Source organism: Gordonia polyisoprenivorans NBRC 16320 = JCM 10675 (assembly GCF_000241325.1).
In the GTDB taxonomy this organism is placed as follows: domain Bacteria; phylum Actinomycetota; class Actinomycetes; order Mycobacteriales; family Mycobacteriaceae; genus Gordonia; species Gordonia polyisoprenivorans.
The window spans coordinates 143,590-162,076 of sequence record NZ_BAEI01000070.1 but is presented as its reverse complement, the minus strand read 5'-3'; the positions used below and the strand labels follow the sequence as shown (position 1 = coordinate 162,076).

The 18,487-nt window shown below is 68.7% G+C and carries 16 protein-coding genes; 6 read left to right on the top strand and 10 right to left on the bottom strand.

Features of this window, described 5'->3' with window-relative positions; genetic code table 11:
- Positions 1–15: 15 nt before the first annotated feature.
- The 6 genes from GOPIP_RS18800 to mqo form a co-directional block, all read right to left on the bottom strand.
- Positions 16–1,665, bottom strand: coding sequence for a GAF domain-containing sensor histidine kinase (locus GOPIP_RS18800; RefSeq protein WP_006371351.1), 1,650 nt, complete (start codon positions 1,663–1,665; stop codon positions 16–18).
- A complete protein-coding gene (locus GOPIP_RS18795; protein WP_006371350.1) occupies positions 1,652–3,208 on the bottom strand; it encodes a cobyrinic acid a,c-diamide synthase CobB in 1,557 nt (518 codons plus the stop codon). Before GOPIP_RS18795 ends, GOPIP_RS18800 begins: the two co-directional genes overlap by 14 nt.
- Positions 3,202–3,819 (bottom strand): cob(I)yrinic acid a,c-diamide adenosyltransferase, encoded by a 618-nt coding sequence (cobO, locus tag GOPIP_RS18790; RefSeq protein ID WP_006371349.1) that lies wholly within the window; start codon positions 3,817–3,819, stop codon positions 3,202–3,204. Before cobO ends, GOPIP_RS18795 begins: the two co-directional genes overlap by 7 nt.
- A 108-nt stretch (positions 3,820–3,927) precedes the next feature.
- On the bottom strand, positions 3,928–5,994 hold the full coding sequence (locus GOPIP_RS18785; RefSeq protein WP_050955295.1) for a VWA domain-containing protein: 2,067 nt from the start codon (positions 5,992–5,994) through the stop codon (positions 3,928–3,930).
- Between the two features lie 8 nt (positions 5,995–6,002).
- Positions 6,003–6,500, bottom strand: a complete 498-nt coding sequence (locus GOPIP_RS18780; protein WP_006371347.1) for a GNAT family N-acetyltransferase — start codon at positions 6,498–6,500, stop codon at positions 6,003–6,005.
- A gap of 36 nt (positions 6,501–6,536) precedes the next feature.
- The gene (gene mqo / locus GOPIP_RS18775; protein ID WP_006371346.1) at positions 6,537–8,060 is read right to left on the bottom strand and encodes a malate dehydrogenase (quinone); all 1,524 of its coding nucleotides are present in this window, start codon (positions 8,058–8,060) and stop codon (positions 6,537–6,539) included.
- A 152-nt stretch (positions 8,061–8,212) separates the two neighbouring features.
- Here mqo and GOPIP_RS18770 point away from each other — a divergent pair, with 152 nt between their 5' ends.
- Positions 8,213–9,337 (top strand): alpha/beta hydrolase, encoded by a 1,125-nt coding sequence (locus tag GOPIP_RS18770; protein ID WP_006371345.1) that lies wholly within the window; start codon positions 8,213–8,215, stop codon positions 9,335–9,337.
- A 7-nt stretch (positions 9,338–9,344) separates the two neighbouring features.
- Entirely contained in the window at positions 9,345–10,766 is a 1,422-nt protein-coding gene (locus GOPIP_RS18765) for a mycothione reductase (protein WP_006371344.1), read from the top strand.
- 67 nt (positions 10,767–10,833) lie between these two features.
- Here GOPIP_RS18765 and GOPIP_RS18760 read toward each other — a convergent pair whose 3' ends face one another.
- Genes GOPIP_RS18760 through GOPIP_RS18750 form a run of 3 tightly spaced genes read right to left on the bottom strand, consistent with a single transcriptional unit; the run spans position 10,834 to position 13,629 of the window.
- Positions 10,834–11,658, bottom strand: a complete 825-nt coding sequence (locus tag GOPIP_RS18760; protein WP_006371343.1) for an alpha/beta fold hydrolase — start codon at positions 11,656–11,658, stop codon at positions 10,834–10,836.
- Positions 11,659–11,695: 37 nt separating this feature from the next.
- Entirely contained in the window at positions 11,696–13,282 is a 1,587-nt protein-coding gene (locus tag GOPIP_RS18755) for a cobyric acid synthase (protein WP_006371342.1), read from the bottom strand.
- Positions 13,279–13,629, bottom strand: a complete 351-nt coding sequence (locus GOPIP_RS18750; protein ID WP_210739354.1) for a winged helix-turn-helix transcriptional regulator — start codon at positions 13,627–13,629, stop codon at positions 13,279–13,281. Before GOPIP_RS18750 ends, GOPIP_RS18755 begins: the two co-directional genes overlap by 4 nt.
- 147 nt (positions 13,630–13,776) lie before the next feature.
- Between GOPIP_RS18750 and GOPIP_RS18745 the strand changes: the two genes are divergently transcribed.
- The gene (locus GOPIP_RS18745; RefSeq protein ID WP_006371340.1) at positions 13,777–14,496 is read left to right on the top strand and encodes an SDR family oxidoreductase; all 720 of its coding nucleotides are present in this window, start codon (positions 13,777–13,779) and stop codon (positions 14,494–14,496) included.
- Positions 14,497–14,530: 34 nt separating this feature from the next.
- On the opposite strand, the gene map is transcribed toward GOPIP_RS18745, so the two are convergent.
- Entirely contained in the window at positions 14,531–15,394 is an 864-nt protein-coding gene (map, locus tag GOPIP_RS18740; RefSeq protein WP_006371339.1) for a type I methionyl aminopeptidase, read from the bottom strand.
- Between the two features lie 143 nt (positions 15,395–15,537).
- On the opposite strand from map, the gene GOPIP_RS18735 reads away from it, so the two are divergent.
- From GOPIP_RS18735 to GOPIP_RS18725, 3 genes are read left to right on the top strand one after another with little or no spacing between them, the layout of a single operon-like run.
- A complete protein-coding gene (locus GOPIP_RS18735; RefSeq protein WP_006371338.1) occupies positions 15,538–16,608 on the top strand; it encodes a heme/hemin ABC transporter substrate-binding protein in 1,071 nt (356 codons plus the stop codon).
- A complete protein-coding gene (locus GOPIP_RS18730) occupies positions 16,605–17,678 on the top strand; it encodes a FecCD family ABC transporter permease (RefSeq protein ID WP_006371337.1) in 1,074 nt (357 codons plus the stop codon). Before GOPIP_RS18735 ends, GOPIP_RS18730 begins: the two co-directional genes overlap by 4 nt.
- Positions 17,679–17,680: 2 nt before the next feature.
- Positions 17,681–18,475 carry a heme ABC transporter ATP-binding protein gene (locus GOPIP_RS18725; protein WP_006371336.1) on the top strand — a complete coding sequence of 265 codons (795 nt, stop codon included), beginning with the start codon at positions 17,681–17,683 and terminating at the stop codon, positions 18,473–18,475.
- The last annotated feature ends 12 nt before the right edge of the window (positions 18,476–18,487 follow it).

Here is an 18,487-nt window from a genome sequence, read left to right as displayed (position 1 = left end):
CGGCCCGCAGCCGCCTCAGGCCGGGGTCAGCGGCACCGACCAGGTCAGTGTCGTGCCACCGTGGCCGTGGGAGGTTCCGCCCCGGGTGTCGATGTCGAAGGTCCCGTCACATTCCTCGGCGCGACGGGTGAGATTGGCCAGTCCGCGATAGGTGACCGACTTGTCGATGCCCACACCGTCGTCGCTGATCTCCACGCGCAGGACGTCGTCGGCGCTGACCGACACCGAGATGTGTTCGGCGCCGGAGTGCCGCAACGCATTCGACAATCCCTCACGTAGCACCGCGTCGATGTGCGGACCAAGCGTGTCGGGCACGACGGTGTCGACCGGTCCGACGAATTGCACACTCGGGGCGATCGGCGCATGGGCCGACAACTCGGAGACGATGTCGAGTACGCGCCGGCGCAGCGTCGAGGTGTCGTGGTGACCGGAGACGGTCTGCAGGTCGAAGATCGACGTGCGGATCTGCGCGATGGTCCGGTCGAGGTCGGTCATCACCTGCTCGAGGCGGTTGCTGACCGAGTCGTCGACGGAGCAGGCCCCGTTCTCCCGGGCTGCCTGCAGGGTCTGCACGGACATGCCGATGGCGAAGAGCCGCTGGATGACGTGATCGTGGAGGTCGCGTGCGATCCGGTGGCGGTCTTCGAGAACCTCGAGGTCGCGTGCCATCTGCTGCTGTTCGGCGTACACGACGGCCAGGGAGACGATCTCGGCGACACCGGCGAGACCCGAGATCTCCTCTTCCTCCCAGAACGGCTTGCGTTCGGAGGTGATGACCACCCACCCGAAGGTCCCCGAGGCCCGGTGCAACGGCTGCAGCGTCACCCATCGAGCACCCCGGGCGGCCAGGTCCGGGCCCACCTCGTCGGCGGGTAGCACCGTCATCTCCGACGAGGACGGCACCTTCAGCACGCTCGGATCGAGTCCGGTGCGGGTGGCGCCCTCCACCGCCAGTTCGCCTTCCTCGTCGGTGATCAGGTACACGTCGACGGCACCGACGAGTTCACGCACATCCGAGCACATCCGGGACAGGGTGTCCGACAACGCGATTCCGGCGAGCGGCTCGGATCCGCGTCGCACCAGGATCTGCATCCACCGGTGTCGGGTGCGGGCGCGCTCGAACAGTTGCGCGTTGTCGACGGCGATCCCGGCTGCCACCGCGAGGACCGCGACGAGTGTCTCGTCGAGTTCGGAGAACCCTGCGCCGCCTCGTTTCTCGGTCAGATAGATCCGACCGTAGATGGACCCGCGGATGATCACCGGGGCGCCGAGGAAGGTGGTCATCGGCGGATGGTGCGGCGGGAATCCCACCGACGCAGGGTGTTTGGCGAGGTCGGGGACTCGCAGCACGTGCGGATCGTCCATCAGCACCCCGAGCACGCCGCGGCCGACCGGCAACGCCCCCATCAGCGCCCGTTGTTGCGGCGTGATCCCGGTCCAGACGAACTCGCTGAGGCCGCCGTCGGGGCCCCGGACACCGAGGGCACCGTATTGGGCGTCGACCACGCCCACGGCGACCTCGACGATCCGTTGCAGCGCATGGTCGAGTTCGAGCCCCTGCCCGACGAGGAGCACCGCCTCGAGCAGATCCCGCAGGATGTCGGGGTTGTCGACGCCGTGCGACGCGAGTGCGTCGAGGGCCTTGGTCACCTCATGGGCCGGCATGGCTGCTCTCCTCTCGTCGTCGGGTCGCGATGTGCGGCTCACGGGGCCGGATTCCCGCAGGTGTGTTCGGCGAGACCCGCTGTGTTGCGCGACGTTCGGCGGCCCGAACGAACCGGAGGATCGCGCGCGGCACCGCCACCGGATGCACGTGTAGATACGACGCGTGGACCGAACCCGCCCCGATGCCGTCGGTGGCCGGCCGCGCCGTGCCGTCACGCCACGCCCAGGCAGGTTGTGCCGCAACGAGTTCGACAGTCGATCGATGGAACTCGTGGCCGGTCACCCGACTGCCCGCCGGGTACAACACCGAGTCGGCGACGGCGACAGCGTCACGGTAGCCGAGGGTCAGGCGCGGACCGAACCGCCCGACACCGTCGATCACCCCGGCCATCGGATGTCCATCGAGTTCGCGACACAGATAGAGCAGTCCGGCGCATTCGGCGTGGATCGGCGCACCGGACCGGGCGAGCTCATTGATGTCCTCGCGCAGAGGTGCGTTCGACGACAACTCTGCGGCGTGTTCCTCGGGGAATCCACCGCCGAGGACGACGCCGGCGGTTCCGTCGGGGAGCCGGTCGATCAGTGGGTCGATGTCGATGGTCTCGGCGCCTGCGGCCCGCAGCATCTCCGCGTGTTCGGCGTAGCCGAAGGTGAATGCCGCACCGGCGGCGACCGCGATGATCGGCTTGGCCGCGGGCGGATCGGTGGGGCCGCGGACCTCGGCGAGCGTGTCGTCGGGTGACCACGCCGGCGCCGACTGTGCGGTGCGGGTACGTGCGGCGGCGACGATCGCGGGAACGTCCAGACCCGCCGACACGGTCGCGGTCATCGCCGCCACCGCGGCGACCGCGTCGGCGCTGCGTTCGGCGGCCGGGATGAGGCCGAGATGCCGTGAGGGCACCGTGAGGCTCGGATCACGGTGCAGCACACCGAAGACCGGAAGTCCCACGCGACGACACGCCTGGCGGAGCACCGCCTCGTGCCGGGGAGAGCCGACCCGATTGAGGATGACCCCGGCAATCCGGGCTGTCGGCGAGAAGCCGAGGAAGCCGTGTAACAGTGCGGCCAGCGACTGGCTGTGTCCGGCGGCGTCGACCACCAGGATGATCGGGGCGCCGATCAGTGCGGCGACATGCGCGGTGGAGCCGATGCCGTTCGGGTCGGCGCCATCGGGATCACCCCCGACACGGTCACCACCGTCGGGGTCGTGGGTTCCGTCGGCACCGATGCCGGTGATGCGGCCGTCGAACAGGCCCATCACCCCCTCGACGACGGCGATGTCGGCACCCCGGGTACCCCAGGAGAACAGCGGTGCGATGAGGTCGGCGCCGACGAGGTTTGGGTCGAGGTTGCGTCCGGTTCGGCCGGCGGCCACGGCATGGTAGCCGGGGTCGATGTAGTCGGGGCCGACCTTGAACGGCGCGACGCGGTGCCCGGCGGCCCGCAGCGCCCCGATCAGGCCGGTGGTCACCGTGGTCTTGCCGCTACCCGAGGCGGGCGCGGCGATCACCACGGTGGGGATCGAGGATGGACCGGTCACCATTCGATGCCCTTCTGCCCCTTGCGTCCGGCATCCATGGGGTGGGCGATCTTGTGCATCTCGGTGACCAGGTCGGCGGAGTCGATGAGCGCTTGTGGCGCGCGGCGGCCGGTGATCACGACGTGCTGGCGGCCGGGCCGCTCCCTCAGCGCCGTCACGACGTCGTCGGTGTCGATCCACCCCCAGTGCAACGGGTAGGTGAACTCGTCGAGGACGTAGAAGTCGTGTTCGGCGGCGGCGAGTCGGCGTGCGATCTCCGCCCACCCCGCGCGGGCGGCCTCGGCGTGATCGTCGGCGGCGTCGGTGTTGGCGCGCAGCCACGACCACCCCTGGCCCATCTTATGCCACTCGACGGGCCCGCCCTGCCCGGTGGACTCATGGATGTCGCCGAGCGCGGTCAGCGCCGACTCCTCGCCGACCCTCCATTTGGCACTCTTGACGAACTGGAACACCGCCACCCGCATGCCGGCATTCCATGCGCGCATCGCCATCCCGAATGCCGCCGTCGACTTGCCCTTGCCATCGCCGGTGTGCACGGCCAGGACCGGCATGTTCCGTCGCTGCCGGGTGGTGAGCCCGTCGTCGGGTATCGCGGTGGGGACGCCTTGCGGCACGTGCTTTCTCCTTGTTCGCCGATCGAATCCGGTTGTCCGTCCAGGGTGTCACGTCCGGCGCGGCGATGTGGCCGTGCGGTCAGGCGGCGGGCGGTCAGGCGGCGGGCGTCAGGCGGCGGGCGGACCGATCCGCGCCGCCGATGCCGTGTTCGGGCGCACCGATCGGCCGAGGGCCGCCACACCCAGCTCGTCCATCGGGATCAGATCGGCGCGCAGGTGGGCGGCGAGATCGGCGGCCAGGCCCAGTCGCACCATTCCCTGCTCGCAGTCGACGACGACACCGTCGATCCCCCGCCGTCCGATCGACGCGGCCGCGGCACGCGCGCGTGCCGCGGCGTCCGGCCCGGCGGTGGCACGCCCGTCGGTCAGGACCACGAGCAGCGGACGGCGCTGGGGTTCGATGTGACGGCCTCGGGCGATCAGGTCCTCGGCGGCCAGCAAACCCTCGGCCAGCGGGGTGCGTCCTCCGGTCCGGACCGACGACAAACGGCGCACGGCGATGTCGACCGACTTGGTCGGTGGGACGACCAGTTCGGCGCGGGCACCGCGGGCGACGATCACCGCCACCCGATCCCGTCGGGTGTAGGAGTCGCGCAGCAGATCCACACACAACTCGCTGACCACGCCGAGCCTGCGGCGAGCGGTCATCGACCCACTGAGGTCGACGACGAAGACGACGAGGTTGCTCTCCTGCCCGATCCGATGGGCACCGCGCAGGTCCTCTCGACGCACTCGCACACGTCCGTCCTCCTCGGCCCCCCGCCCGGCGGCACTCAGGACCGTGCCGAACAGGTGGACCGGCGTCTCGGCACCGAATTCCGTTGCGGCGACGGTGTATCCGCGGCGGCTACGGGCCGCCGAGCGCCGGCCCGGCTCGCCGTCGCCGATCCCGTCGACGGTGAGTCTGCGCATGCGCGGCGTGGTCGTCGAGTCGGTCGGCGCTCCGAAGACACCGCCCGGCCGCGGCCCCGGGGCGGGCGGACCCGAGGCGTCGGATTCAGGCTCGCCGGGGGCGGAACCGTCGGGCCCCGAATCACCGGCCGCCGAAGCGTCGGGCCCCGAATCACCGGGTGCCGAATCGTCACTCGGCGCAGATGATTCGCCGGGGTCGGGTGTCGACCCGTCCGGTCCATCGGCATTCGGCCCGGCCCCGTCCAACCCACCCCCATCCGGGGGTTCCGGGGGCTCGTCGGGGCCTGCCGCTTCGTCACCGGCCGCGAGTGCGTCGGCGAGCTCCTGATCGCCCAGGCCCGACTCGTCGAACGGGTTACGCCGACGCCGGTGCGGGAGTGCGAGTTCGACCGCCACACGGACATCCTCGGCGTCGACCTCGGATGCGCCGCGCAACGCGGCGTGGGCCGTTGCCGTGCGCGCAACCACGATGTCGCCGCGTAGTCCGTCGACCTGCAGGTGCGCACAGATGCCGGCGATCCGCCGCAGCTGTGCGGTCGGCAGCTCCACGTCGTCGACCAGGCGTCGGGCGTGGGAGATCTGTTGTGCCAGTTCGCCTTCGGCATCGGAATAGGCGGCCGCGAATGCAGTGGGGTCGGCGTCGAACGCCATCCGCCGACGAACGATCTCGACCCGCTCGTCCACATCACGACCCGCGCTCACGTCGACCGCAAGTCCGAACCGGTCCAGCAACTGCGGACGGAGTTCGCCCTCCTCGGGGTTCATCGTGCCCACGAGGACGAAGTCGGCGGACTGGGTGTGCGAGACGCCGTCGCGCTCGATCGTGACCCGACCACTCGCAGCCGCGTCGAGCAACACGTCGACGAGATGATCGGCAAGCAGGTTGACCTCGTCGATGTAGAGCACACCGCCGTCGGCACGTGCGAGCAGCCCTGGCGTGAACTCGGCCTGGCCGTCGCGCAGCACCCGCGTCAGATCCAGCGACCCGATCACCCTGTCCTCGGTGGCCCCGATCGGCAACTCGACGACCCGAACCGCCGAATCGGCCCGTCCCTCGCCGATCAGGGGTCCGAGTCCGCGCACGATGGTGGATTTCGCGGTGCCCTTCTCCCCGCGGATCAGCACACCCCCGATGCCCGGCGAGACGGCACTGAGGATGAGTGCCAGTTTGAGCCGCTCCTGCCCCACCACCGCGGTGAAGGGGTAGCGGATCACCGGACCGGACGACGGATCGGCGGCGACGAGGGACTCCGGGCTCACCATCTCCGCACTCACCGATTGCTCCCGGTGACCCGGATCATCGACACGTGCGGGATGCCGTCCTCGAGGTACTCGTCGCTGTCGGCGCGGAAGCCGAACGCCGCGTACATCTGCGCCAGATAGGTCTGGGCCTCGATGCGGCACACGTGATCGCCGACCTCCTCGAGGGCCACCGACAACAGGCGTGCGGCCAGTCCTTCCCCCCGATGGGATCGCTCGGTGCACACCCGGCCGATCCGGAACTCGGGCCGACCGTCGGCGTCGGACCCGTCCTGCATCAGCCGCAGCGTCGCGGCCACCGTGTCGGCGCTCGCCTCATCATCGGGGACACACCAGAAGTGGCGTGTCGACGGCTCGAGGTCACGGCCGTCGAGTTCCGGATACGGGCATGCCTGCTCGACCACGAACACGTCGACCCGCAATCTCAGGATGCGGTAGAGCGTGGCGGCGTCGAGGTCGGCGGCCGATCGGGACTGCAGGCGGTAGGTACGCGGGCTCGATGACGTCATGATGTCGCCAACTATCTCAGACCGCCGTGGGGTCGGTCACCCCGCAGTGGTGGCCACCGGGTCGTCGCCGGTGATCAGCGGTGCGTTGCCGGACAGTTGCAGGCTCGCGCTGGTCCAGTCCCACACCTGCCGGAACAGGTCACGGTTGTCGGAGAGCTTCTGGCCGAACGACGGGATCATCTCGGTGAGCTTCGGTGTCCACGACCGGTACTCGGTCGGGAAGCACTGCTCGAGGACGTTGAGCATCGCGGGCACCGCGGTCGACGCACCGGGCGACGCACCGAGCAGACCCGCGATCGTGCCGTCACCGGCGGCGACAACGGCCGTGCCGAACTCCAGCGAGCCTCCCGCACCCGTCTTGCGGATCACCTGGACGCGCTGACCGGCGGTGATCAGCTCCCAGTCCGATCCGAGCGCGCGCGGGACGAACTCCTGCAGCGTCTTGACCCGATCGGCCGGGCTCGCAGCCAGTTCGCTGATCAGGTACTTGAGCAGCCCGAACTCCTTGGGCGCGATGGACATCATCGGGATCAGGTTGCCCGGCTTGACCGACGCGGGCAGATCGGTGATCTTGCCGCTCTTGAGGAACTTGGGCGACCATCCCGCGTACGGGCCGAACAACAGCCCCTTCTTGTGGTTGATGACGCGGGTGTCGAGGTGCGGCACCGACATCGGGGGTGCACCGACCGCCGCCTGGCCGTACACCTTGGCCTGGTGCTGGTCGATGAGATCCGGGTTGGTGCACCGGAAGAACTCACCCGAGACCGGGAAGCCGCCGAATCCCTTGGCCTCGGCGATCCCCGACTTCTGCAGCAGGTGCAGCGCCCCGCCGCCGGCCCCGACGAACACGAACTTCGCATGCACCGACCACTTCTCGCCGGTGCGGCGGTTCTTGAGCTTGACGATCCAGCTGCCGTCGGACTGCTTGTCGAGGTTGGTCACCGCGTGCCCGAAGTGGATGTCCCCGCCCTGACTCACGAAGTTCAGCAACTGCTGGGTCAGCGCGCCGAAGTCGACGTCGGTGCCGTCGGTGAACCAGTTGAGTGCGACCGGATCGGAGAAATCGCGCCCGATGGACATCAGCGGCAGCCGTTTGGTGAATTCGCTGGGGTCGTCGATGAACTCCATTCCCTCGAACAGCACCTGGCTCGAGAGCCGCTCGTGACGCTTGCGCAGGTAGTCCACACCGGCCTGGCCATGGGCGAAGCTCACATGCGGGATGGGATTGATGAACTCGTCGGGCGAGGTGAGGATGCCATTGTCGACGGCGTGCGACCAGAACTGGCGGGAGACCTGGAACTGCTCGTTGATGTTGAGCGCCTTGTCGATGTTGACATCGCCGTCGGCGGTCTTGGGGGTGTAGTTCAACTCGCACAGCGCCGAGTGGCCGGTGCCCGCGTTGTTCCACGGGTCGCTGCTCTCCGCGGCAGCGGCGTCGAGCCGCTCGAACAGACTGATCGACCAACTGGGTTCGAGCTGGCGCAACAGTGCGCCGAGCGTCGCACTCATGATGCCCGCGCCCACCAACGCCACATCCGTCTTGATCACCGTTTGAGACACCTGGACCCCAATTCACGCAGCCGGGACGACCCTCGCCCTCTCTCGTGACAGCCATTGTCCCCCATCGGTGACGCCCCGCCACAAGCACTCCGCGCAACTGTGGGCTGGGCGACATCGACGAGCACCTCCCACCAGCGGCCTAGAGTGGATTCGTGACGTCTTCCCGCGCCCGCACCGACAGCGCCGATCAGCTCACCGCACCGCAGTCCACTCCCCAGAAGTCGGCCCCACCCAGGTCCACCCCGCCGAAGTCCACCACCACCGAAGCCCCCGAGTGGCAGCCCGACCGGTTCCTCGACCGGTACGAGGTGGCGACCATCGCGCTGAGGCCCGATCCCGACGACGAGGATCCGATCACCGCGACGCTCGTGCGACGCCCTGCTGCCGAGCGCCACGCCGAGCACGGCGCGGTGCTCTACATCCACGGGTTCACCGACTACTTCTTCCACGAGCCGCTCGCCGACCACTTCGCCAACCTCGGTTATGCGTTCCATGCGATCGATCTGCGCAAGTGCGGCCGGTCGCTCGAGTCGCACCACACACCGCACTACGCCACCGATCTGCGGGTCTACGACGAGGAACTCAATGCGGCGATCGACCTCATCGTCGCCGAGCTCGGCGCCGACACACCGATCATCGTCGGCGCGCATTCCACCGGCGGACTGATCGCCGCGATGTGGCTGGATCGATTGCGGCGCAACGACTCAGCGCGCCACCGTCGCATCGCCGGACTGATGTTGAACAGCCCGTGGCTGGATCTGCAGGGCGAGGCACTACTGCGCACATATCCGGTGAGCATGCTGATCAAGGCCGTCGCCGCCGTCCGGCCGAAAACCGTGATTCCGCAAGAACTCTCGGCCGCGTACGGCGAGAGCCTGCACGACAGTGCCAACGGTGAGTGGAGTTACGACCTCGAGCGCAAGCCCATGGGCGGCTTCCCGGTCACCTTCGGTTTCCTCAACGCGGTACGCACCGCGCAGCGCCGGCTGCACCACGGCATCGACGTCGGCGTACCGGCGCTCGTCCTACGTTCGGACAAAACGCATTTCAGTCGTAGCTACTCGACGGCGATCGATGCCGCCGACGCCGTCCTCGACGTCACCCAGATCGCCGCATGGAGCGGATCACTGGGCAACCGGGTGACGACCATCCCCATCACCGACGCCCGACACGACGTCTTCCTGTCGGTCGCCCACTCGCGCGAGCAGGCCTACCGGGAGGTCGACACCTGGCTCGCGAGGACACTCAACGTTGCCACGACCACGAAAGGACGGTGACCGGCGCGTGCCCGACACCACCACCGACTCCATCACCACCGCGCATGTCGATCTCGCGATCATCGGGTCGGGCAGCGGGAACTCGTTGCCCGACGAGCGATTCGCCGACCGGAGCATCGCCATTTTCGAGGAGGGCGTCTACGGGGGCACTTGCCTGAACGTCGGATGCATCCCGACCAAGATGTTCGTCTACTCCTCCGAGGTCGCCGAGATCGCCGCGCATGGCGGCAAGTACGGCGTCGACTCGCGCGTCGCCGGGGTCGACTGGCCCGCGATCGTCTCGCGGGTGTTCGGGCGGATCGATCCGATCTCCCAGGGCGGCAAGCGTTATCGCGTGGAGGACTGCGACAACATCACGGTCCACGACGCGCACGTCGAGTTCGACGGCCGCGACGACGCCGGCCGCTACCGTCTGGTGACCGACGACGCGGTGGTACTCGCCGACGAGGTGGTCATCGCCGCCGGGTCGCGAGCGACGATTCCCGACGTCATCGCCGCCTCCGGGGTGCGCTACTTCACCAACAACGACGTCATGCGCCTCGAAGAGTTGCCTCGGCGCATGATCATCCTGGGCAGCGGCTATATCGCCGCCGAGTTCGCCCATGTCTTCGGGGCATTGGGCACCGACGTGACGATCGTTGCGCGTGGACCACGGCTGCTGCGCAAACTCGACGCTTCGGTCTCCGAGCGATTCACCGAAATCGCCGGGGACCGTTGGGATGTGCACCTCGACACCGCCATCACCGGCGCGGAGAACCTACCCGACGGCGGCGTGCGGGTGCACACCGCCGACGGCCCGTCCCTGGACGCCGACGTGTTGCTGGTGGCCGTGGGCCGCGAGCCCAACGGAGATCGGTTGGGACTTGCGACGATCGGACTCGAGTTGTCCGACGACGGCCGCGTCGTCGTCGACGAGCACGGCCGCACCGACGCGGCGAAGGTCTGGGCGTTGGGCGACGTGAGCTCGCCCTATCAACTCAAGCACGTCGCCAACCACGAAGAACGCGTCGTGCAGGCCAATCTCCTGAAGGGTTGGCAGGCAAGTGATCTGGTGTCCTTCGATCACCGCTACGTGCCCGCCGCGGTATTCACCCACCCGCAGATCGCCGCGGTCGGACTCACCGAGGCACAGGCCCGCGAGGCCGGCTGGGACGTGACCGTCAAGGTCCAGGCCTACGGCGACGTGGCCTACGGCTGGGCGATGGAGGACACCACCGGGTTCTGCAAACTGATCGCCGAACGGGGTACCGGAAAACTGTTGGGCGCCCACATCATCGGCCCGCAGGCCCCCACGGTGATCCAGCCGGTGATCCAGGCGATGTCCTTCGGGCTGGGTGCAGCCGAGATGGCGCGCGGCCAGTACTGGATTCATCCGGCGATGCCCGAGGTCCTGGAGAACGCACTGCTCGGCCTCGACCTCGACTGGTGAAGCGGCGCTCGTGACCAACCGGCGCTCGTGACCAACCGGCGGCCGGGCACCGACCGGTGCCCGGACCTCAGAACACCGCCGAGCGCAGGCTGATCTCGCTGGCGAGTTCGGCCGGCGCCTTCTGCGGAATCCAGTGGTCGATGCCCGGCAGGACGCAGAATCTGAAGTCGGAGTAGGCATATCGTCCGCTGCGCTCGGCCTGCTCACGACCCAGAACCGGATCGCCGTCGCTCCAGACCATGGTCGTCGGGATCTCGACCGGCCCGCACGACATGGTCTTGGCGATGTCGCCGGTGAAGTTCGCGCGGTACCAATTGAGTCCGGCGGTCAGCGCTCCCGGTTCCTTGAGCGGTTCGAGTTCCTCGGCGGTCACCCCGGCGCGACGCAGCAGCACGCCGCCACGGGCCAGGAGTTTCTCCTCGGCACCGTCGGCGATGAAATCCTTGATGTAGGAGGATCTCTCACGCTGGTCACTGCTTGCCAGGGAGTCCCGGGTGGCCGAGGGATGACCGGTGGAGACCGCGACGAAACCGGTGAAGCGGTCGGGATAGCGCGATGCCAGATGCCAGGCGACCAGCCCGCCCCAGTCGTGGCCGACGAGCAGTGCGTAGTGCACGTTCATCGCGTCGAGGATTCCGATGGCGTCGGCGACGAGGTGATCGATGCGGTAGGCGGCGACCTCGCTCGGACGCGCCCCGGGGCTGTAGCCGCGCTGATTCGGCACGATCGTCCGCAAACCCGCCTCGTGCAGGCGGGGCACGACAGCGTCGTAACACTGTCCGTTCACCGGGAATCCGTGCAGCAGCAGCACCCACGGCCCCCGGTCGGGTCCTCCCACGGTGACGTCGAAGGTCAACTCGCCGACGTCCACCGTGCGCTGTTCAGTCTCCACCGGCTCAGCCTAGGTGATCGCCCACGTCGCGCGTGGCTCAACGCGTCCTCTGTTGGAGGGAGTGTCTGATCGTCGGCAGTCCCGGGTCGGCGCCGCACCGCACGATCTCGACGAGCTCGTCGAGGTCCAGATGAGCCGACACCAGATCGGCGATCCGGTCGACCTGGGCCCTGCGTATCGCATCGACGCTGATATCGGCGGCGGGTGTGAAATCGGGTACCCCCGACCTCGCCGCCACCTCGCGGAGGAAATCCCGGCGGAACCCGTCGGAGGCCAGCAGTCCGTGCCAGTGAGTGCCGTACGTCGCGCCGCGTCGCGCTCCCTCCGGACCGTCGACGTCGTCGACGAGCCACCCTGTCTCTGCCGAGCGCACCACCCGCCCGTGATGAATCTCATAGCCCTCGATTCGGTGCCCGGCCACCGATCCGGACACCCGCCGCACCACCTTCTCGGTACCGAAGGTGACGTCGATGTCGAAGATCTGCAGACCGTCGACCGCCGAAGGATCCGAGGTGGATTCGATCCCATCGACGATGCGATGCGCGAGCATCTGGAATCCACCGCAGATGGCGAGCGTCGGGCGGTCGGCGGCGGCCCGGGCGATCAGCGCGGCATCGATGCCCCGCGAGCGCAGCCAGGCCAGGTCGGCGAGCGTCGCCCGGGTTCCCGGGAGGACGGCCAAATCGGCGTCGGCGACCGATGCCGCGTCGTCGACCCAGGTCACCTCGACGCCCGGTTCACAGGCCAGCGCCTCGACGTCGGTGGAATTGGAGATGCGCGGCAAGCGGATCGCCGCGACCCGCAGGCGCGACCCGAGAGCGCCCTCGACGGCGCTCACCGGGGCTGTCCCGGGCGGACCGACCCGTCGGCCGACCGGGCTCGCCAGCGAGTCCTCGGCGTCGATCCACAGGTCCGGATCGAAGGGCAGCACACCCAGCGTCGGGCGTCCGGTGATCTGTTTCACCTGCTCGACGCCGGGCGCGAGGATCGCCGGATCCCCACGGAACTTGTTGATCACATACCCGGCGATCCGCGACTGGTCGTCGGCGCCGAGGATCGCGGTCGTGCCGAACAGGTGCGCCAGCGATCCGCCGCGGTCGATGTCGGTGACCAGCAACACCGGGAGGTCGGCGGCCTGCGCCAAGCCCATGTTCGCGATGTCGGTGTCGCGCAGGTTGATCTCGGCGACCGACCCCGCCCCCTCGCAGATGACGACGTCGAATTCTTCGCGGAGGGACCGCAATTCGTCGGTCACCACTTCGAGTAGCCGGGTACGCCGGGTGAAGTAGTCGGCGGCGCCGACGTCACCGGCGGGCCGGCCACGCACGATGACGTGCGACCGGCGATCCCCCCCGGGTTTGAGCAGGACCGGGTTGAACCGCGTCGACGGCTCCAACCCGCAGGCGTAGGCCTGCAGTGCCTGCGCCCGACCGATCTCGCCCCCGTCGAGGGTGACCACCGAGTTGTTCGACATGTTCTGGGCCTTGAACGGCGCGACCCGCACACCCTGGCGTGCCAGCGCCCGACACAGACCCGCCACGAGCAGGCTCTTACCCGCATCCGAGCTGGTGCCGCCGATCAGCACGGCCCCTGCCAGCCCACTCATCCCCGGCACCCCGGTCATCGCGGTCCTTCCGGCGCCGCCGCCCGGGCGTTGGCCGCCTCGACCTCGGGGACGTGTTCTTCGGCCCACGCACGCACCGCGGCCAACGGGACCAGCAGCGAGCGGCCGAGCTCGGTCAGCGAGTACTCCACGCGCGGCGGCTGACCGCCGTGATCGGTGCGTGCGACGAGTCCGTCGAACTCCAGCGCACGCAGGGTTTCGGTGAGCACCTTGGGAGTGATCCCCGCGATATGCGCCTTGAGCGCACTGAATCGCATCGGACCGTCGGCGAGTGCGGTGACCACGAAGACCGTCCAGCGCGCGCCGATCCGGTGCAAGACCACCCGGCTCGGGCAGGTCGGGGCCATCACGTTGTAGGCCTTGGACACCCACGCCCCCTTCTCCTCGGGACACCGCCGGGGATCGCGCTGGTCGTCGGCGGTTTCGTTGAAGATACCGGTATCAAATCCATACCGTGAATCCCGTCCAGCCTACCCACGTCCAAGGAGTATGTGATGAACCAATCCCTGTCCGGTACCACTGTTCTCGTCATCGGCGGTGCCAAGCACCTCGGACTCGCGATCGCCCGGCGAGCCGACGCCGCAGGGGCCTCGGTGGTCATCGGGGCCCGCGATCTCACCGCGGCGCAGTCGGCGGCCACCGACCTCGACAACGGCCGGGCAGTGGCGATCGATGTCACCGACGAGGCGTCCATCGCTGCTGCCGCGGCAGAACTGGGCGCCGTCGATCACATCGTGTCGACCGCCGCCGCTCATCACAACGTGGCGGTCCGCGATCTCGACCACGACGCGACGGTGACCGCCTTCGAGGCCAAGGTGATCGGCCCGCTGCTGGTGGCCAAACACTTCGGGCCGAGAATGCCCGCGACCGGCTCGATCACGCTGTTCTCCGGTGTCGCGGCGTGGAAGCCGGCACCGGAATACACGGTGATGGGGATCACCAACGGCGCTGTCGCATTCGCCGTCAGTCATCTCGCTGCCGAACTCGCACCGGTGCGGGTCAACGCGATCTCGCCGGGCATCGTCGACTCCGGCACCTGGGACGGCATGCCCGAGGCCGATCGTGACGCGTTCTTCTCCGGTGTCGCCGAAGGCATCCCGGCGCGGCGGGTGGGAACCGTGGACGACATCGTCGACGCCGCACAATGGCTGCTCACCGCGGGTTTCGTCTCGGGCGAGACCATCCACGTCGAGGGCGGTGCCCGCAGCGTGTGACGCGTCCCCGTGCCTCGGGCGGAGAGCGGGTGGATCAGTTGTCGGGGATGGTGAGGATCTCCGCGCCATCCTCGGTGACGACGAGGGTGTGCTCGAACTGGGCGGTCCACTTCTTGTCGACGGTGACCACCGTCCAGCCGTCGTCCCACATCTCCCACGGCAGCCCGCCGAGGTTGATCATCGGCTCGATCGTGAACACCATGCCGGGTTCGAGGATGGTGTCGACGTTCGGCTGGTCGTAGTGCAGCACGACGAGCCCGTTGTGGAAGGTCTCGCCGATGCCGTGACCGGTGAAATCGCGAACGACGGTGTAGCCGAAGCGATTCGCGTACGCCTCGATGACGCGACCGATGACGTTGAGTTCGCGTCCGGGTTTGACCGCCTTGATGGCGCGTTCGGTGGCGATGCGGGTGCGTTCGACGAGGTCGCGTGCCTCCTGTGAGACGTCTCCGGCGAGGAAGGTGGCGTTGGTGTCGCCGTGCGCGCCGTCGATGTAGGCGGTGACGTCGATGTTGACGATGTCGCCGTCGGCGATGACGGTGGAGTCGGGGATGCCGTGGCAGATCACCTCGTTCAACGAGGTGCAGCACGACTTGGGAAAGTCCTTGTAGCCCAAGGTCGATGGATAGGCGCCGTGATCGATCATGTACTCGTGGGCGATGCGGTCGAGTTCGTCGGTGGTGACGCCCGGCGCGACGGCCTTACCGGCCTCGGCGAGCGCGTTGGCCGCGATCTTGCTCGCCACGCGCACCTTCTCGATGACCTCTGGGGTCTGCACCCAGGGTTCGTGCCCCTCGTTGACCTTCGGCTTCCACACGTACTCCGGACGTTCGATGGAGTCGGGAACGGTCCGGATCGGCGAGAGCTTGCCGGGACGCAGTGGGGCACGCACAGTCATGGCTTCCACCATAGGACGCCGACCCCGAGCACCCCCTGACCACGGGGTCCGCCGGCACCCGCGCGCCCGCGACTAAGGTGAGCCTGGGCAATGGCGCGGGCTCGAGTGACGAGCGGCGCGACCACCGGAGAACGGAGACATCGGTGCGGCAGCAGCATCTCATTCCCCACCGGCACCAGGACCGGACGAACACGACAGTGATCCTGGTGCTCGCGGTGTTCGCGGTCGTCGGACTGCTTGTCGGGGCGTGCAGTACCGCGCCGATGGACCAGTCCTCGTCCTCCCAAACCGCCGACTCGCATCTGCGCAGTGGCCCGCAGACCGCGACGCTGCCGGGCTCGGATGTGACGCCGGTGACCACCTCTCCCACGACCACCCTGCCGGTGACCGTCGATTCCGACGGCGGCGGCAAGGTGACGGTCACCGACACCAGTCGCATCATCGCCGTCGACCGCAATGGCACACTCGGCAACATCGTGTTCGCCCTCGGCCTGGGCAGCCGCGTGGTGGGGCGTGATCAGTCGACGACCTTCCCGTCGGCGGCCAAGCTCCCGGTGGTCACCGGCAATGGTCACCAGCTCAACTCCGAATCGGTGCTGGCGCTGAACCCGACCGTCGTCCTCGTCGACGCCGCCACCACACCACCGCAGGCGGTCGACGCGATCCGTGCGTCGCAGATCCCGGTGGTGACGTTCAGCTCGACCCGCACCATCGCCACCACCGCCGATCTCATCCGGTCGGTGGCGGCCGCCCTCGGCGTGAAGCCGGCCGGCGAACAGCTCGTCAAGCGCACGGAATCGGAGATCACCGCGGCCAAGGCCACGCTCCCGCACCCAACCGGCGACCCGAAGATCGCCTTCCTCTACATCCGCGGACCGCACCTGGTGCTGTTGGCCGGACCGAACTCCGGTGCCGACGATCTCGTCGCCGCTCTCGGCGGCACCGATGCGGGTACCGCCGCAGGCCTCACCGCCGAGTTCACCGCCGTGACCGCCGAGGCGCTGCTGCGCGCGAATCCCGACGTGATCCTGGTGATGACGCAGGGCGCCGATTCCGTCGGCGGTCTCGACGGGGTGCTCGCGCTGCCCGGTGTCTCCGACACGAACGCCGGACGTGCCCGACGAGTGGTGCAGATGGACGAAACCGAGGTTCTGTCGTTCGGACCGGACGTCGGCAAGGTCATCGGCGCGCTCGGTCACGCGATCTACACATGAGGGCCCCGACCACCCGACGCTCGCCCCCCGGTACGTCCGGGCGGGTCTCGGCCCCGCTCGTGCTCGTCGTCCTGGTGGTCGCGACGATCGCCGTAGCGATCACCTCGGCGGCCATCGGCCAGATCCCGGTGCCGCCCGCCCAGGTACTCGGCAGTCTCGCACACCATTTCGGCCTCGACATCGGCACGATGCCCACCCATCCGCAGGGTGAGCACGCGCTGTGGGTGGTGCGGTTCCCGCGAATCGTATTGGGGCTGATCGTCGGCGCCGCCCTCGGCGCCGGCGGCTGCCTGCTGCAGGGGGTGCTCGCGAACCCGCTCGCCGAGCCCGGTGTCATCGGCGTCTCCTCGGGTGCCGCCGTGGGTGCGTGCCTGATGATCGTCATCGGCGGGGTCGGCATCAACGGGTGGGCGCTGGCCGGTGCGGCGTTCGTCGCGGCGCTGATCACCACCGCCGCGGTCTACGTGCTCTCGCTGCGGGATGGCTCCTCGTCGGCGATCATGCTGGTGCTCACCGGCATCGCGATCAACGCCTTCGCCCTCGGGATCATCTCGTATCTGACGTTCATCGCGACCACGGCGGCCCGCGAACAGATCGTGTTCTGGCAGTTGGGCTCGCTCGCGGGCGCGAACTGGAACGCCGTGTGGGTGACGCTGCCGCTGGTGGTCGCCGGTGTCGCCGCGGCCATGCTGCTGGTGCACAAGCTCGACCTGCTGGCCCTCGGTGAGATCCAGGCGGCCTCACTGGGCGTCAACGTCGAGACCGTCCGCCGGCAGGTGGTCGTGCTGGTCGCGATCCTCACCGCGGCGGCCGTCGCCTTCACCGGCATCGTGATGTTCGTCGGGCTCGTCGTGCCGCACGTGATGCGTCTCATCGTCGGCCCGCGGCACGCGATCCTGTTGCCGGCCAGCGTCATCGGTGGTGCGCTCGTCCTGGCCGCGGCCGACCTCGCCTCACGAACCGTTCTCGGCGGTGCCGATCTCCCCCTCGGGGTGTTCACCTCGCTGGTCGGCGGACCGGCGTTCTTCATCCTGCTGCGTCGCAGTCGCCACGCCGGAGCGGGGTGGTGACGGTGCCGCAGCCACGTGAGGGATCGCAACGCCATTCGGGCATCCGGGCCGAGAACATCGTGGTGACGCTCGGCGGTCGCGACGTCGTCGACCACGTGTCCCTGGAGGTGACTGCCGGTGAGTTGGTGGCTCTCGTCGGTCCCAACGGTTGCGGCAAATCGACTCTGCTGTCGGCGTTGTCCGGGGTGCGGACCCCACAGCACGGCACGGCGATCATCGACGGACACGATGTCGCACACACTTCCCACCGTGATCTGGCGCGACGCCGGTCGATGGTCACCCAACACAATCGTGTCGACACCCCGTTCACCGTCGGCGAGGTCGTGGAGATGGGACGGTACCCGTGGTTACGAACCCCGCACGCTGCCCGCTCACCGGAGCTCATCGCCGACGCGATCACCCGCTGTGACCTCGATTCACTTGTCCACCAACCCTTTCCGCAGCTCTCCGGCGGCCAACAGGCCCGGGTGTCACTGGCGCGGGCGTTGGCGCAGAACACGCCGGTGATGATGCTCGACGAGCCGACCGCCGCCCTCGACATCCGCCACCAGGAGCAGGTCCTGCAGATCCTGTGCGAGCACCGCGATTCCGGGGCCGCGATCCTGCTGGTGGTACACGATCTCACCCTGGCCGCGGCCTACGCCGACCGTGTCGCGTTGATGAAGGACGGCCGACTCCTCGCATTCGGCCCGACCCGAGAGGTGATGACGAGCGAATTGCTCTCGGAGACCTACGATCACCCGGTCGACATCTTCGAGCGGGACGGCAGGCTCATCGTGATGCCGTTGCGGCGGTAGCAGCCGACAGGC